This window comes from Caballeronia sp. GAFFF2 (assembly GCF_023631485.1).
In the GTDB taxonomy this organism is placed as follows: Bacteria; Pseudomonadota; Gammaproteobacteria; order Burkholderiales; family Burkholderiaceae; genus Caballeronia.
Map to the genome: position 1 here is coordinate 58,493 of NZ_JALQDA010000015.1, position 14,389 is coordinate 72,881.

At 62.7% G+C, this 14,389-nt stretch carries 12 protein-coding genes; 8 read left to right on the forward strand and 4 right to left on the reverse strand.

The genetic code is table 11. From position 1 onward, the window contains the following. Positions 1-9: 9 nt before the first annotated feature. Entirely contained in the window at positions 10-537 is a 528-nt protein-coding gene (ppa, locus tag NCT04_RS10930) for an inorganic diphosphatase (RefSeq protein WP_244825962.1), read from the reverse strand. A gap of 333 nt (positions 538-870) precedes the next feature. On the opposite strand from ppa, the gene NCT04_RS10935 reads away from it, so the two are divergent. From NCT04_RS10935 to NCT04_RS10965, 7 genes are all read left to right on the forward strand, one after another. Continuing rightward, positions 871-2,187, forward strand: coding sequence for an MFS transporter (locus tag NCT04_RS10935; protein ID WP_244825964.1), 1,317 nt, complete (start codon positions 871-873; stop codon positions 2,185-2,187). Positions 2,188-2,473: 286 nt separating this feature from the next. Further along, the gene (gene urtA / locus NCT04_RS10940) at positions 2,474-3,781 is read left to right on the forward strand and encodes an urea ABC transporter substrate-binding protein (RefSeq protein WP_244825971.1); all 1,308 of its coding nucleotides are present in this window, start codon (positions 2,474-2,476) and stop codon (positions 3,779-3,781) included. Between the two features lie 66 nt (positions 3,782-3,847). Further along, entirely contained in the window at positions 3,848-5,464 is a 1,617-nt protein-coding gene (urtB, locus tag NCT04_RS10945; protein WP_250465349.1) for an urea ABC transporter permease subunit UrtB, read from the forward strand. A gap of 4 nt (positions 5,465-5,468) precedes the next feature. Further along, positions 5,469-6,665, forward strand: a complete 1,197-nt coding sequence (gene urtC, locus NCT04_RS10950) for an urea ABC transporter permease subunit UrtC (RefSeq protein WP_250465351.1) — start codon at positions 5,469-5,471, stop codon at positions 6,663-6,665. 68 nt (positions 6,666-6,733) lie between these two features. After that, entirely contained in the window at positions 6,734-7,537 is an 804-nt protein-coding gene (gene urtD, locus NCT04_RS10955) for an urea ABC transporter ATP-binding protein UrtD (protein WP_244828098.1), read from the forward strand. Between the two features lie 44 nt (positions 7,538-7,581). Continuing rightward, a complete protein-coding gene (gene urtE, locus NCT04_RS10960) occupies positions 7,582-8,274 on the forward strand; it encodes an urea ABC transporter ATP-binding subunit UrtE (RefSeq protein WP_250465353.1) in 693 nt (230 codons plus the stop codon). Between the two features lie 60 nt (positions 8,275-8,334). Further along, positions 8,335-9,213 (forward strand): urease accessory protein UreD, encoded by an 879-nt coding sequence (locus tag NCT04_RS10965; protein ID WP_250465354.1) that lies wholly within the window; start codon positions 8,335-8,337, stop codon positions 9,211-9,213. Between the two features lie 33 nt (positions 9,214-9,246). Here the strand turns inward: NCT04_RS10965 and NCT04_RS10970 are convergent, their stop codons facing one another. The 3 genes from NCT04_RS10970 to NCT04_RS10980 form a co-directional block, all read right to left on the reverse strand. Continuing rightward, positions 9,247-10,719 carry a c-type cytochrome gene (locus NCT04_RS10970; protein WP_250465355.1) on the reverse strand — a complete coding sequence of 491 codons (1,473 nt, stop codon included), beginning with the start codon at positions 10,717-10,719 and terminating at the stop codon, positions 9,247-9,249. Continuing rightward, positions 10,716-12,329, reverse strand: coding sequence for a GMC family oxidoreductase (locus tag NCT04_RS10975; protein ID WP_250465357.1), 1,614 nt, complete (start codon positions 12,327-12,329; stop codon positions 10,716-10,718). The genes NCT04_RS10970 and NCT04_RS10975 overlap by 4 nt, the downstream gene beginning before the upstream one ends. A 110-nt stretch (positions 12,330-12,439) precedes the next feature. Next, positions 12,440-13,165 (reverse strand): sugar dehydrogenase complex small subunit, encoded by a 726-nt coding sequence (locus NCT04_RS10980; protein WP_350030007.1) that lies wholly within the window; start codon positions 13,163-13,165, stop codon positions 12,440-12,442. A 413-nt stretch (positions 13,166-13,578) separates the two neighbouring features. Between NCT04_RS10980 and NCT04_RS10985 the strand changes: the two genes are divergently transcribed. After that, a complete protein-coding gene (locus NCT04_RS10985; protein WP_250465359.1) occupies positions 13,579-14,382 on the forward strand; it encodes a transporter substrate-binding domain-containing protein in 804 nt (267 codons plus the stop codon). Positions 14,383-14,389 lie beyond the last annotated feature (7 nt).

Sequence of the window (14,389 nt, forward strand, 5' to 3'; positions counted from 1 at the left end):
AAGCCAGGCTTACTTCTTGAAGTTAGCCGCGCCTTCCGAGATTTCCTTGTGCGCGGCTTCGATGCCGTCCCAGCCTTCGACCTTCACCCACTTGCCCTTCTCCAGCGCCTTGTATTGTTCGAAGAAATGCTTGATCTGGTCTTTGAGGTACTCGGGCACGTCGTCGATCGACTTGAGATTTGCCGTCATCGGGCAGATCTTGTCGTGTGCAACGGCGATCAGCTTCGCATCGACGCCGGATTCGTCGGTCATCTTCAGCATGCCGAGCGCGCGCGAGCGGACCACCGAGCCTGCGAGCAGCGGGAACGGCGTGATGACCAGCACGTCGACCGGGTCGCCGTCGCCCGACAGCGTCTGCGGGATGAAGCCGTAATTCGCCGGATAGCGCATGCCGGTGCCGATGAAGCGGTCGACGACGAGCAGGCCCATGTCCTTGTCCGCTTCGTATTTCACCGGATCGCTCTGCGCGGGAATCTCGATGATGACGTTGAAGTCCTGCGGAAGATCCTTGCCGGAAGGTACGTTGTTGAAGCTCATGAGCGCTCTCTGATGAAGTTGAGTTCGGAAATCTGTCAGCGCCGCGCGCGCGAGGCATTCTTTTCGGCGCGGTGGCCGCGTTTCGGCGCATTCGCGCGGTCGCGCGAGGCGGCGTGGATGCAGCGAAGTGCAACCCGGGCATTATAGCCAAACGCGCCTGCGCGCCCTTTCGCTTGCCTTGGCGGGATGATCGCCGGACGTTGCACGCCACACGTTCATCCGTGTTTTCCCCGATCCGAAACCCTCGCCTCGGCTTGCCGCCTGGCAGCTAGAATCCTTACGCGTCTGTAATCATCGAACGAACCCGAACGCGCAAGAGAAAGAGGAGACGACATGGCCCGCACCGCCGATTCAGTGCAAAGCCCCGCCACGGGCACGCCTTCCGCATTCGAGGAAGCAACCTACAAGAAGGTCGCATGGCGGCTCTCGCCGCTTCTGCTCATTTGTTATGTGGTCGCGTATCTCGACCGCGTGAACGTCGGCTTCGCCAAGTTGCAGATGGCCGCCGATTTGAACCTCTCCGATGCCGTCTATGGCTTCGGCGCGGGCATTTTCTTTTTCGGCTATTTCATCTTCGAGATACCGAGCAACGTGATTCTTCATCGCGTCGGCGCGCGCGTGTGGATCGCGCGGATCATGATCTCGTGGGGCGTCATTTCCGCGCTCACCATGTTCATCACCACGCCGACCATGTTTTACGTCATGCGCTTTCTGCTGGGCGTGGCCGAAGCGGGCTTCTTTCCCGGCATCATTCTTTATTTGACGTACTGGTTTCCGGCGCAACGGCGCGGGCGCATGACGACGCTGTTCATGACGGCGATCGCGCTGTCGGGGTTGATCGGCGGGCCGGTGTCGGGCTGGATCATGAAGCGTTTCGATGGCACGAACGACTGGCATGGCTGGCAGTGGCTGCTATTGCTGGAAGGCATTCCGTCGATCGTCGTCGGACTCGTCGTGTTCTTCAAACTCGACGACCGCATCTCGAAAGCGAAGTGGCTCACGGCCGACGAGCGAGCGTTGCTCGAACGCAATATCGCCGCCGATAACGTCGAGAAAGAGGACATGCCCATCGGCAAGATTCTGTCGAGCCCGAAAGTCTGGCTGATGAGCCTGATCTACTTTTCCTTCGTGATGGGTCTTTATGGCGTGAGCTTCTGGCTGCCGACGATCATCAAGGCCACCGGCGTCTCCGATGCGCTCACGGTCGGCCTCCTCTCCGCGATTCCCTACGGCGCGGCGGTGATCGGCATGCTGCTGGTCGCGCGCAGCGCGGACAAGCGCGGCGAGCGGCGCTGGCATATCGCCATTCCGGCGTTCATCGGCGCATTGGGGCTGGTGCTCTCGGTCGTGTGGTCGGCGAACACGCCGCTTGCCATGCTCGGACTCACGCTTGCGACCATGGGCATTCTCACGACCTTGCCGTTGTTCTGGAGTCTGCCGACTGCGTTCCTCGCGGGCACGGGCGCGGCCGCCGGCATCGCGATGATCAATTCGCTCGGCAATCTCGCGGGCTTTCTGAGCCCGTATCTCGTGGGATGGCTCAAGCAAGCCACGGCATCGAACGCAAGCGGCATGTATATGCTGGCCGGCTGTCTGATCGTGGGGGCACTGCTCGTGCTGAGCGTGCCTGCGCGAATGGTCAATCGGTGAATCGAAGGAGAGCCGCCGTGGAAACGAGGCGGCGGCTTTATCCGCACACCAATCCGTCTGAAGCACCCGCGCACCACGACGACGCACACCTCGCCACTATGCACCAAAAGCAACCGCGCTAGACGCCTCCGTCACGCTGTAATTCCTTCCCGAAAACTCCGCAAACCCATAGCCATCGGTCAAAAGCCCCCGATTGGCATAGCACTTGCAGAACCCCCTTGCTGGTAGCGGGCGTCGACGCTCACACCACGTCAAGCAAATACACATCGGCAAGGGGAACACACAAATGAAACGACGCAGTCTGCTGAAGTTCGGCTCCATGTCGGGCGCGCTCGCCCTCGCAGGTCAGCTTCCGATCACCAAGGCGCAAGCCGCCGATACGGGTCCGATCAAAGTCGGCATCCTGCATTCGCTGTCGGGCACCATGGCCATCTCCGAGACGTCGCTCAAAGACACGGCGCTCATGACCATTGCCGATATCAACAAGAGCGGCGGCGTGAACGGCCGCCAGCTCGAACCGGTGGTCGTGGACCCGGCATCCAACTGGCCGCTCTTCGCCGAAAAAGCCCGTCAGCTTCTGACGCAGGACAAGGTCGCCGTCGTGTTCGGCTGCTGGACGTCCGTGTCGCGCAAGTCGGTGCTGCCGGTCTTCGAGGAACTCAACGGCCTGCTCTTCTACCCCGTGCAGTACGAAGGCGAAGAGATGTCGCGCAACGTGTTCTACACGGGCGCGGCGCCGAACCAGCAAGCGATTCCCGCCGTCGAATATCTGATGGGCGCGGAAGGCGGCAGTGCCAAGCGCTTCTTCCTGCTCGGCACGGACTATGTGTATCCGCGCACGACCAACAAGATCCTGCGCGCCTTCCTTCATTCGAAAGGAGTCAAGGATGAGGACATTCAAGAGGTCTACACACCGTTCGGACATAGCGACTATCAAACCATCGTCGCGAACATCAAGACCTTTTCCCAAGGGGGAAAGACAACTGTCGTCTCTACGATCAACGGCGACTCGAACGTACCGTTCTACAAGGAACTCGGCAATCAAGGCCTGAAGGCGACGGACGTGCCCGTGGTCGCGTTCTCGGTCGGTGAAGAAGAATTGCGCGGTATCGATACGAAGCCGCTCGTCGGCCACCTCGCCGCATGGAACTACTTCATGTCGGTGAAGAACCCGAACAACACGAAGTTCGAGAAGGAGTTCTTCGCGTACGCCAAGGCGCAGAATCTGCCGGGCGGCGACAAGCGCGTGACCAACGATCCGATGGAAGCGACCTTCGTCGGCATCCACATGTGGAAGCAGGCGGTCGAGAAAGCAAAGAGCGCCGATGTGGACAAGGTGCGCGTCGCGATGATCGGCCAGAGCTTCGCCGCGCCCTCGGGCTTCACCTTGACGATGGATGGCAACCACCATCTGCACAAGCCCGTGATGATCGGCGAAATTCGCGGCGACGGTCAGTTCAACGTCGTGTGGAAGACGAAGACCGCCATCCGCGCGCAGCCGTGGAGTCCGTATATCGCCGGCAATCAGGGCAAGCCGGACGTGGTCAGCTCGATTCCCTCGTTCCTGCGCCGCGCGCGCACGCGCACGGCCTGACGTATCGAGTCGAGGAAAGGGCCGCGCGTGTCATCGCGCGCGGCCATCACCATCAGAAAGGCCACCATGACCGGTTCGTTCGCCCGCCTCTTCCCGCGTATGCTGCTTGCGCTTTTCATCGCGCTCGCGCCGTTCTCCGCGCATGCGCTCACCAGCGACGATCTCGCGCCGCTTGCCGCCGACGACTTCGAGGCGAAGTCCGCGGCCATCGACAAGCTGATCGCCAACGCGGATGCGCCTTCGGTCGCCGTGCTCTCCGCGCTCGCGGACGGCTCGCTCGTCGCGACCGACAATGGCCACGTTTATCTGCAGACCGACGACGGCAACAAGGACCCGCTTACCGGCAAGGTCGTCGAAGCGCCCGACGCGCAGGCGATCACGCTCAACAACATCCTGCGCACGAAAGTGAACGGCGCATTGTCGGGCTTGCAGCTCGCTTCGCCGGATATCGCCAAGCGTCGCGATGCTGTGGCCGCGCTCCTGAAGAATCCCGATCCGTCGATGAAGCCGCTGATCGACCGCGCGCGCGCCGGCGAAACCGATCCCGAGCTCAAGAAGCGTCTCGACACGCTCTGGGCGATGACCGCCCTGCACGACGCCGACGTCGTCAAGCGACTGGACGCGGTCAAGCTCGTCGCCGCGCGGCACGATCTCGACATGTACGAATTGCTGCGTCCGCTCGTCGCGAAGAAAGCGGACGGCACCTTCAACGAACCCGACGACCGCGTGCGGGCCGCGGCGCAAGCGGGCATCGAAGACCTCGATTCGATTCAGCATCGCGGCGAAATCTTCGGCACGCTGTTCGCGGGCCTTTCGCTCGGCAGCGTGCTGTTGCTCGCGGCGCTCGGTCTTGCCATCACGTACGGTCTGATCGGCGTCATCAACATGGCGCACGGCGAGTTTTTGATGATCGGCGCCTACGCGACATATGTCGTGCAGAACCTCGTGCAGCATTACGCGCCTGCCGCGTTCAACTGGTATCCGCTCTTTGCCGTACCCGCGTCGTTTGCCGCGGCGGCGCTCGTCGGCATCGTGCTGGAGCGCCTCGTATTGAAGCATCTCTATGGACGTCCGCTCGAAACGCTGCTGACGACCTTCGGTATCAGCCTCATCCTCATTCAGGCGACGCGCACGCTCTTCGGTGCGCAGAACGTGCAGGTGACCAATCCTTCGTGGATGAGCGGCGGGATTGCCGTCATGCCGAATCTGATCCTGCCGTATAACCGGCTCACCATTCTCGCCTTCTCGCTCGCCGTCGTGGCGATTGCATGGGGCGTGCTCACGCGCACGCGGCTCGGGCTTTTCGTGCGCGCTGTCACGCAGAACCGCCGCATGGCCGCGTGCGTCGGCGTGAAGACTTCGCGTGTCGATTCGTATGCATTCGCGTTCGGCGCGGGCATCGCGGGACTCGGCGGCTGCGCGCTTTCGCAGATCGGCAACGTGGGACCGGATCTCGGGCAGAGCTACATCATCGATTCCTTCATGGCCGTGGTGCTCGGCGGCGTCGGTCAACTTGCAGGCACGGTGATCGGCGGCTTCGGACTCGGTCTCGTCAACAAGGCGATCGAGCCGTTCTGGGGCGCGGTGCTCGCGAAGATCGCGGTGCTCGTGCTGATCGTGCTGTTCATTCAGAAGCGTCCTCAAGGCATGTTCGCCCTGAAGGGCCGCAGCGCGGAGGCCTGATCCCATGACTGCCTCGACCAATCTCTCGGCCAATCTCGACGTCGCGCCGCAACCCGACGAGAACGCCGCCCGCGCGGGCTTCGCGCTCGGCCTGCCGCCGCGCGCCGCGCTCTTGCCGCGCAACGGCTGGATCGCGCTGATCGCGCTCATCATCGCGATGGGCATCGTCGTGCCGGTCTCCGCGCTCGTGCTGCCGGAAACGAGCACGTTCCATCTGTCCGCGTATGCGATGACGCTCATCGGCAAGCTGATGTGCTATGCCATCGGCGCGCTCGCGCTCGATCTCGTGTGGGGCTACTGCGGCATTCTGAGCCTGGGTCACGCGCTGTTCTTCGCGCTCGGCGGCTACGCAATGGGCATGTACCTGATGCGCTCGATCGGTCGCGAAGGCACGTATCAGAGCGACCTGCCCGACTTCATGGTGTTTCTCGACTGGCACAAGCTGCCGTGGTTTTGGGAAGGCACGGAGCATCTCTGGTATGCGCTTTTGCTCGTCGTCCTCGTGCCAGGCGTGCTCGCGTGGGTGTTCGGCTTCTTCACGTTCCGTTCGCGCGTGAAGGGCGTGTATCTGTCGATCATCACGCAAGCCATGACCTTCGCCGCGATGCTGCTCTTCTATCGCAATGAAACGGGCTTCGGCGGCAATAACGGCTTCACCGATTTCAAGCGCATCGCGGGCTTTCCGATCACGCATCCGGGCACACGCACCGGCCTCTTTCTCATCACGTTCGCGGTGCTGGTGCTCGCGTTTCTCGCGGCGCGCTGGATCGTCACCTCGAAGCTCGGACGTGTGGTGACCGGCGTGCGCGACGGCGAGACGCGGCTCATGTTCCTGGGCTACAGCCCGCTCGCATACAAGCTCTTCATCTGGACCGTGTCGGCGGTGCTGTGCGGCATTGCCGGCGCGCTCTATGTGCCGCAAGTCGGCATCATCAATCCGAGTGAGATGTCGCCCGCCAACTCCATTGAAATGGCGATCTGGGTTGCGGTAGGCGGACGCGGAACGCTCATCGGCCCGATCATCGGCGCGTTCGCCGTGAATGGCGCGAAGAGCTTCTTCACCGCTTATTTCGCGGAATACTGGCTGTTCTTTCTCGGCCTCATCTTCACGCTCGTGCCGCTGCTTCTGCCGAACGGCATCATGGGACTCATCGACATGGCGCGCCGCAAGAAGGCTCACGCAGGAGACGCCGCAGAATGACCGCACATAACGCACTGATCGTCGATCTGCCGCCGTTGCCGCAATCGGAGGAATCGAACGAACGCAACATGAACGGCATCACCGGGCTCGGCCATGTGCTCGCGCCCGGCGAGATCGACGTATCGCACGGCACCATTCTCTACCTCGAAGACGTGACCAAGAGCTTCGACGGTTTTCGGGCGCTCAACAAACTGACCTTGTCGATCGACGTGGGCGAACTGCGCTGCGTCATCGGCCCGAACGGCGCGGGCAAGACCACGATGATGGATGTCGTCACCGGCAAGACGCGTCCCGATACGGGCAAGGTCTTTCTCGGACAGACTCTCGACCTCACGCGAATGTCGGAGCCGGTGATTGCGCGTACTGGAATCGGCCGGAAGTTTCAGAAGCCCACGGTGTTCGAGAATCATCCCGTGTGGGAGAACCTCGAACTCGCGATGAAAACGGACAAGCGCTGGTTCGCGTCGCTGCGTTCGCGGCTCGACCGCGCGGCGCAGGCACGTATCGAAGAGACGCTGGAGCTGATTCGCCTTCATCATCAGGCCACGCGGCTCGCGGGCGAGTTGTCGCACGGGCAAAAGCAGCGGCTCGAGATCGGCATGTTGCTGATGCAGCAGCCTGCCCTCTTGCTGCTCGACGAACCCGCTGCCGGCATGACCGATCACGAGACCATGGAACTTGCCGAGCTGCTCAACAAACTGCGCGGCTCCTGTTCGATGATGGTCGTCGAACACGACATGGAGTTCGTCGCCGCGCTCGCGGGCGCCGATGGCAAGGTCACGGTCATGGCCGAAGGCAGCGTGCTCGCCGAGGGCACGCTAGAAGACGTTCAGCGCGATGAAGCGGTGATCGAGTCCTACCTCGGACGCTGATCTCACCGCCCGCACAGATCACCAGAGCGAAGCCCAAGGCACCCATGCTAGAAGTCGAATCCCTGAATCAGTACTACGGCGGCAGCCACATTCTTCGCGATGTGAAGATGACCGTCCCCGATGGCAAGCTGACCGTGCTGCTCGGCCGCAACGGCGTCGGCAAGACGACGCTCCTGCGCTGTTTGATGGGCGTCGTGCCGACGCGCAGCGGCACCATCACCTGGCGCGACAAGAAGATTTCGTCGATGCCCACGCATGCGCGCGTGACGAATGGCCTTGCCTATGTTCCGCAAGGCCGGGACATCTTCGGCCGCCTCACCGTGGAAGAGAACCTGCTGGTCGGCGCGGCGAGCCGCAAGTCGCCATCGAAGATTCCCGATCACATCTATCAGCTCTTTCCGGTGCTGAAGGACATGAAAAACCGGCGCGGCGGCGACCTTTCGGGCGGTCAGCAACAGCAACTGGCTATCGGCCGCGCGCTGATGAGCGAACCGCAGCTGCTGATTCTCGACGAACCGACCGAAGGCATCCAGCCGTCCATCATTCGCGACATCGGCAGGACGCTGCGCCAACTCGTCGATGAAATGGGCATGACGGTCTTGCTCGTCGAACAGTACTACGACTTCGCGCGCGAACTCGCCGACCGCTACTGGGTGATGAGCCGCGGCGAGATCATCGCGGGCGGCGCGGGCTCCGAGATGGATGAACAAGGTGTGCGAGAGTTGATCGCCGTCTGAATTTTCGGCTTAACATGGCGGCTCACCTCGTCTGCTCAGTTCACTAGTCACTGCTCGCTCATGCATCATGAATCGCACGCGGCGCTCGCTGCCGCGCAAATCGACGCCGATCCAAACGTCTGGCGCGGCCGGCTCGAACTCGGTTTCGAGCAGAAGCATGGGCGCACGGTCTTTTCGCATCGCAAACACGAAGGGCCGCTCAGGCTGCAACGTCCGCTCTATCCGGAAGACGGCATCTGCCACGCGGTGATCGTGCATCCGCCGGGCGGCGTCGCGGGAGGCGACCGGCTCTCCATCGACGTGAAGCTCGGCGAAGACACGCATGCCGTCGTCACGACGCCCGGTTCGACCAAGTGGTACAAGGCCAACGGCAAGCTCGCGACGCAGCGTATCGATATTGCGCTCGCCGCGCATGCGAAGCTCGACTGGCTGCCGCAGAACAACATCGTGTTCGAATCGTCGAACGTGAAGCTCGACTTCAGTCTGACGCTCGGCGAAGGCGCGAGCGCCATCGGCTGGGACGCAATGCTGCTTGGCCGCGCGGCGGCGGGCGAGCGCTGGACGCATGGACATATCGAAGCGGTATCGCGCATTGCGCATGCCGATGACAAGCCGCTCTGGTTCGAACGCAGCCTGCTCGATGCGACCGATCCTCTTTGCGATGCGGCGCAAGGACTCGCGCGCTTTCCCGCTTACGGCACGCTATGGGCGATAGGCCCGGCTTGCGACGATGCGCTCGCCGAAGCCCTCACCGCCGAACTGCCCTTCGACGATACGTTGCGCGCGGCTGCATCGTGCATTACGCCTGGCGTGTTGATCGTGCGCGCCATCAGCCACTCGATGGAGCCGCTGCAACGCACGATGACCGAATGCTGGTTGCGGCTGCGGCCTCTCGTGCATGGCGTGAAGGCGCAGCCGTTGCGGCTATGGACGACGTGAGGACGCAAGCGGCCGCTTCGTTGAAACACTGACTTAGCGCACTCGACGCCGAGCTCTTACGATCAGCACGACGGCAAACAGCGCGGCGAGAATCAATACGCCAAGCCCGATACGCGCAGCGCTCGCCATGGGCGAGACCGGACCACCGGCACGCAACGTCGCCACATCCTGCGCCGTCACCTGCACATTGTGGCGCCCGAACTGCTGCATCAGATAGCTCGATAACGTGGCGATCTGCGTATCGGACAGCCGGTCTGCAAAGGCGGGCATGTCGACGCTATCAGACGCGCGGTTTGCGGACTCCGGATGCGACACGCCCTGCAGAATCGACATCACGACATTGTTCGGCTGGCCGTTGCGAAACACAGAGTTATGCGACAACGGCGGCAGCGCGCCATCGGCCGTCCCTTGACCGCTCGCCTGATGGCAACTCGCGCAATTCGAATCGTAGAGTTGCGGGCCGTTCAACCGTTCGGGGTCGGCGGGCCACGGCGTCTGACGCACAGCATCCGGATCTTCGATAAGGCCGGACGACACGTCGAGCGCGAGCGTATCGGCGTCGTCGTGGACGGCGGGAACCGTCTTCAGGTACGTGGCGATCGCTCCGAGGTCCGCATCGGTCAGATACTGCAGGCTGTGATTCACGGCCTCCGCCATCGGGCCGGCTGCCTGCGCCTTGCCCCGCACGACGCCCGTTTTCAGGTACGCGACGATGTCCTGCTCGCTCCATCCGCCGATACCGCTCGTCGTGTCGGACGTGATATTGGGCGCGTACCACGCGCCGACCGCACCGCCCGCCAAGCCACGCGAGGTCTGCTCCGCCATCAGCAGATTGCGTGGCGTATGACAGACGCTGCAATGCGCAAGGCCTTCGACGAGATAAGCGCCGCGATTCCACTCCACGCTCTTTTGCGGGTCGGGCTTGAAGCGATCCTTGTCGACGAAGAGCAGATTCCACGGAATGAGCGATGCCCGAATGCTGAACGGGAACGGCAGATCGGTGTGCGGCACGGCGCTATCCACAGCGGGCACGGCCTTCATGAAGTACGTGTAAAGCGCGTGTACGTCGGGATCGGTGAGCTTCGCGAACGAGGTGTACGGCATCGCCGGATAAAGCTGTGCGCCGTCGGCACGCTTGCCGGCGCGCAGGGCATCGGCGAACTGCGCCTCGGTGTAGGAACCGATACCGTGCGTCTTCGATGCCGTGATGTTGGTCGACCAGATGGTGCCCATGGGAGAGGCAATCGCCAGTCCGCCCGCGAACGGCTTGCCGCCGGTCGCCGTGTGACAGGCCACGCAATCGCCCGCGCGCGCGAGATACTCGCCACGCTGAATCAACGCGGATTCATCGACGGCGGCTTCCGCGTGAGCGCTCGCCGGCATCCACCCGATGGCAAGCGAGGCGACAGCCACGCCAGCCGCCATTGCACGCTTGATGAAACTTCCGATGACGAACGCATGGCGTTCGACTGCGCTTGTTCGCGACATGATGTGTTCGTGCTTCATCGCGCTTCCTTCACGATGTGATCGACAGTGCGCAGCGCGAGCGCGGCACCCGTGAGCGTCGAGTTGACGGTGGCGGCAGTCGGCATGACGCCGGTACTCGCGAGGAAGAGGTTTTCGTGATCGTGCGTGCGGCCCCAGCCGTCGCACACGGAATCGCCCGGGTCCGCGCCCATCGAGAGCGTGCCGGTGATGTGCTGATTGTTGCTGTAGACGCCATCGGGACTGTGACGCAGGTTGGTGCCGCCCATGAGGTCGGCGACCTTCAGGTAGAAGGCTTTCGACGCCTGCATGCCCTTCTCGACGTAATCGCTCATGCGATATTCGACCGCCGGACGCGGCAGCCCGAGCGCGTCTTTCTGGTCGCTGAGATAAATTCTGTTGCGCCGGTCGGGCAAGATTTCGAGCACGTTCTTCAGGCTGACCTGATGCGCCGCGCGCTCGCGCAATTGCTTCTCGAGTTCCGGACCATAGACACCCTTGCCAATCAGGTCCTGCGTAATGGACAACACCTGCGACGAATTGCCGATGTCGACGCGAAACGCCGCGTGTTCACTGCGGAACGCGCCATCGCGCATCAACTGAATCGACGACGGGCTCATCGGCCCGCGACCGGCCCAGACCTCGTCTTGCGCGTCGAAGGTCAACGAGTTGCTCGGATGATCCATCAGGTTCTGGCCCAAGGTGCCCGAACTGTTCGCGAGACCATTCTTGAACTTGTCGCTTGCCGACATCAGCAAGAGGCGCGGACTTTCAACGCCGTTCGCCGCCAGAATGAAGGTCTTCGCCGTCACTCGAACCGATGCCTTCTCGGGCGTGTAGTAATGCACGGCGACGATCTTGCCGCTGGCATCGTGCTCGATCTTGTAGACCACCGCGTTCGGCAGCAGCTTCACGCCCGAGGCTTCGGCGGCATCGGCTGCAAGGCCACCGTGATATTGCGCATCGATCGGGCAAATCGGCATGCAGTTGTTGTTGCCGCAGCAGGCTGGCCGGCCATCGTATGTGCGGCTGTTGCGTGCAGTCGTGTTCGTGATCACCGCGATGCCCGCCGGTGCAAGCCGCTCGCGAAAGCGCTGCTCCAGATACGATTCGGTCACGGGTTGCATCGGGAACGGCTTGCTGCGCGGCGAACCGTTGTCGGGTGCGCCGGAGACGCCCATCTTCACTTCCGCTTCGAAATAGAACGGCTCCAGGTCTTCGTAGGCAATCGGCCAGTCGCGGCCCACGCCATACAGCGTCTTCAGACGCATGTCGTTGGGCAGGACGCGCCAAGCCTGCGCCGCCCAGTGCCACGTCGTGCCGCCCACGGCGCGGATATATTCCGGCTCGTACGGATACGGACCGTTCTGCACGATGTAGTTGTTCTTGGTCGGCTTGTAGACCGGATGCGGCGACCACGACGAGAACGGATACGGCGACATGAAGTCGTTCTTGCGAGGCGAGTTGCGAAAGCCCGCCACGATCTGTTCGCGCGTGATGCGTGGACCCGACTCGAGGATCAAGACGGATGCGCCGTGCTGCGCCATTTTTTGCGCGGCAAGCGACCCGATGATTCCCGAACCGATCACGACGACATCGGCGCTGTTCGGCACGTTGGTTTGAGAGGACATGTTCGAGGCAATGAAAAGTGCCGGCGCGCGTGCGCTGCGGGCCGGGGCATGGATGGGAAACGTTTGGAGTATGTTTGGCGCCGGAAAACCGGCAGTGCGGGTTCTGCTGGCTATACGCGCGCGGCAGCGGGAGCCACGAGCGGCGGCAGGCTCACCGTGCGGGGATCGACTCGCCAAGCGCCATAACCGCCGTAGGCATAACTCGGCGGACGCAGGCGGTCTTCGACGACGCGGTTCATCAGGCTGGTCGTGTAGGTGATGGCGCGCGCACGTTCGCCATCGCCGACCACGCCGACATACCAGGCCGTCACGATACGACGCGGCAAGGAGGCATAAGAAGCCTTGGCCGCATCCAGGTCCGCTTGCAGATGCAGCGGGTCGGGCTTGTTTGCCGTGAGATACGCCGCCAGTTGCTGGCACGCGGCGCCGAAGCCGGCATCGTCGTCGAGCAGCGCTTGCAGGAGTCGCGATGTCTGCGTCGGGTCGAGCGAGCGCTCGCCGATCAGATAGCGCGAGACATCGGCGAATGCACGAGTGGTCGCGGCGTCCGCACCCGAGCTTGCGCCCGCGGCAAAGACGGGACGCATGAACGTGACCGCGGGAACCAGGGTCAAAGAGGCGACGACACCACCGACGATCAACCTGCGCAACGGGTTTGGCGTATCGGGAAAGAGCGAGGCGGAAGTGTGCGGGAAGGATACGACGCTAGAGTCGTGCAGCGACTCCAGGCGTTTTTTATCGGCAGACATAGAGGTCAAACATGAGGCTTCGTTGAGCGGACACATGGCCGGCATTCGGCCTGTGGCGATACATTGAACGAGGCGCTTTGCGGCCATGACAGGCGAAGCTTCAAGCGCGGGTCGGCACGTTCGACGGGTGGCTCATTTTGCCAGACAGGTACTTACGATTAGTGCATCGAGGCGTCGGCACGACGTAAATTCACATTTTCAGCAAGCGGACACGTCCGAGTTTACGATCCAGCCGCACGAGTCATTTCGCGCGACTTTCACCGGGATGGCATGGCAGTGGAAACGAATCCGCATGTCGTTCAATAAGACAGTGCCGCCGCCCGAACTTTGCGCACCAAGAACAGGCACCCGCGCGCCCCGCGATTGTGCAAGCGCATACGGCCGCCGCGCCGGATCCTCCTGCCCACAAGCCGTGGGCCGCAATGGCATGACTTTCGCTTGAGACAACCTTCAGAAGCCGCGCTCTCCAACGCGGTCGATTCAAGAACGAAGGATCTTCGATGCACATCAAGCTTGCTCTCGCCCGCCGCCGCACGGCGCTCGCCGCGCTTCTCGCCGCCCCGCTCCTCGCACTGACACCGCTCGCCGCTCTTGCCGATGCGCTCGACAACATCGCGAAGAGCGGCACGCTGCGCGTTGCGGTGCCCGAGGACTATCCGCCTTTCGGTTTCGTGGGCGCCGACATGAAGCCGCAAGGCTACGACGTCGATACCGCCGCGCTGCTCGCCAAGGCGTTGAACGTGAAGCTCGAACTCGTGCCGGTGAACAGCGCGAACCGCATCCCTTATCTCACCACCAACAAGGTCGATCTCGTGATCTCGTCGCTCGGCAAGACGCCGGAGCGCGAGAAGGTCCTCGATTTTTCCGCGCCTTATGCGCCGTACTACCAGGGCGTGTTCGGCCCCGCCGACATCAAGGTGACCGGTCCCGCCGATCTCACCGGCAAGACCGTCGGCGCCACGCGCGGCGCGCTGGAAGAAATCGCGCTCTCGCAGATGGCGCCCAACGCCACCATCAAGCGCTTCGAGGACAACAACGCCACCATCTCCGCATTCCTCTCGGGTCAGGTGCAGTTGATCGCCGCGGGCAACATCGTGGCTGCCGCGATCATCGCGAAGAATCCGCCGCGCCGTCCGGAACCGAAGTTCGTCATCAAGGACTCGCCGTGCTTCGTCGGCCTGAACAAGAACGAGCCGAAGCTGCTCGCGAAGGTCAACGACGCCATCGCGCAGGCGAAGAAGGACGGCACGCTCGGCGCGATGTCGAAGAAATGGTTCGGCCAGCCGCTGCCCGCAAGCCTCTGATCGAGGA